The sequence below is a fragment of the Mesorhizobium sp. M1006 genome, from assembly GCF_040318825.1.
Taxonomy (GTDB): domain Bacteria; phylum Pseudomonadota; class Alphaproteobacteria; order Rhizobiales; family Rhizobiaceae; genus Mesorhizobium.
In genome coordinates, this window is the sequence record NZ_JAMYMZ010000123.1 from 1 (window position 1) to 2043 (window position 2043).

The window sequence follows — 2043 nt, forward strand, 5'->3', positions numbered from 1 at the left end:
ATCTGGAGTTCCTGGGCCGCAACGATGACCAGGTGAAGATCCGCGGCTTCCGCATCGAGCCGGGCGAGATCGCGGCGCGGCTTTGCGAGCATGCCTGGGTGCGTGAGGCGGTGGTGGTGGCGCGCCAGGACCGCGCCGGCGACAAGCACCTTGTCGCCTATGTCGTGTGTGGACCCGAGGCAGGATCGGACGAGGACGATGGCGGCGCGCTTGCCGGCGCCTTGCGCGCACATGTGAGCGGGCGGCTGCCGGACTACATGGTGCCAACGGCATTCGTGCGGCTGGCGGCGCTACCGCTGACGCCGAACGGCAAGCTCGACCGCAAGGCGCTGCCGGCGCCGGCCGACGACGCCTATGCGCGGGCGGCCTATGAGGCGCCCCGCGCCGCGATCGAGACGGCGCTGGCCGAGATCTGGGCGGAGCTTCTCGGTGTCGAGCGGGTCGGACGCCACGACCACTTCTTCGAGCTGGGTGGCCACTCGCTGCTGGCCGTGCAGCTCTCGAGCCGGCTGTCGCGGGCTGTTGGGGTCGAACTGCCGCTGACGAGGCTGTTCGCCAGACCGGTGCTTGCCGATCTGGCCGAAAGCATCGTCGAGGTGTTGAGCCGCTCCGGTCCGCAAGACCTGCCGGCGATTGCGACGGTGTCGCGCAATGAGCCGCTTGTGCTGTCGTTTGCGCAGCAGCGGATATGGTTTTTGGCGCAGCTGGACGAGGGCAGCACGAACTATCACATTCCACTGGCCTTGCGGCTGCGTGGTGTGCTCGACCGCGGCGCCTGGCAGCGCAGCCTTGACCGTCTGTTTGCGCGTCATGAGGCGCTGCGCAGCGTCTTTGTCGCACCGGAGGGCAAGCCCTGGGTTGAGGTTCTGCCGCCGGATGCGGGACTGCCGGTGGCCGAGCACGATCTGCGGGACAGGCCGGATGCTGAGGCTGCGCTTTTGGATCTGTGCCATGAAGAGGCGCGCACGCCGTTCGATGTTGCGCGCGGGCCGCTGATCCGCGGGCGTCTGATCCGGATGTCGGATGAGCAACACGTCTTCCTGCTGACCCAGCATCATATCGTCTCGGACGGCTGGTCGATGGGCGTGCTGGTGCGTGAACTCAGTCAGCTTTACCGGGCGTTCGAGGCTGGACAGGACGATCCTTTGCCGCCGCTGGCGATCCAGTACCCGGATTATGCCGCCTGGCAACGGCGGTGGCTGTCGGGGGAACGGCTGCAGAGCCAGGCGCAGTATTGGCGCGACACCCTGTCTGACGCTCCGGCCCGTCTTGCGCTGCCGACGGACCGCGTGCGGCCGGCCCAGCAGTCGTTTGCCGGGGCGACGGTTCCGATCGTTATCGATGCGGATCTGACGCGGCGGCTGAAGCGGCTGAGCCGGCAGCATGGCACGACGTTGTTCATGACGGTGCTGGCGGCCTGGGCGGCGGTGCTGTCGCGTCTGTCGGGGCAGGACGACCTTGTGATCGGCGTGCCGAGCGCCAATCGAGGCCGGGGCGAGATCGAAGAGTTGATCGGCTTCTTCGTCAACACCCTGGCGCTTCGGCTGGACCTGTCGGGCGAGCCGAGCGTGTCGGAGCTTCTGGAACGGACGCGGCGCACGGCCTTGGCTGCCCAGGAGCATCAGGACCTGCCGTTCGAGCAGGTCGTCGAGATCGTGCAGCCGCCACGGCATCTTGATCACACGCCGCTGTTCCAGGTGATGTTGGCCTGGCAGAACAACGCCGTCGGGTCATTGGACCTGCCGGGGCTGAGTGTGGAAGCTGCCGGGGAGGGGTATGATCAGGTCAAGTTCGATCTGGAGCTGAGCCTTTGCGAGCGTGGCGAGGAGATCGCCGGAACGTTTGGTTATGCCACGGCGCTGTTCGATCAGGCGACGATCGAGCGGCAGCGTGGTTATCTGCTGGCGCTGCTGCGGGCGATGGCTGCCGATGCAGGCCAGCCGGTCGGCCGCATTGACATCCTGCCGGCCGCCGAGCGCACCTATCTGCTGGAGGATCTGAACCGGACGGCGGCGGCCTATCCGTCGCAGCGGTGCGTCCACG

General features: G+C 67.4%; 1 protein-coding gene. It reads left to right on the top strand.

Annotated elements, in window-relative coordinates; translation table 11 throughout:
• The coding region (locus tag NKH60_RS34800) for a condensation domain-containing protein (protein WP_352875102.1) at positions 1–2043 on the top strand (2043 nt) is incomplete at both ends.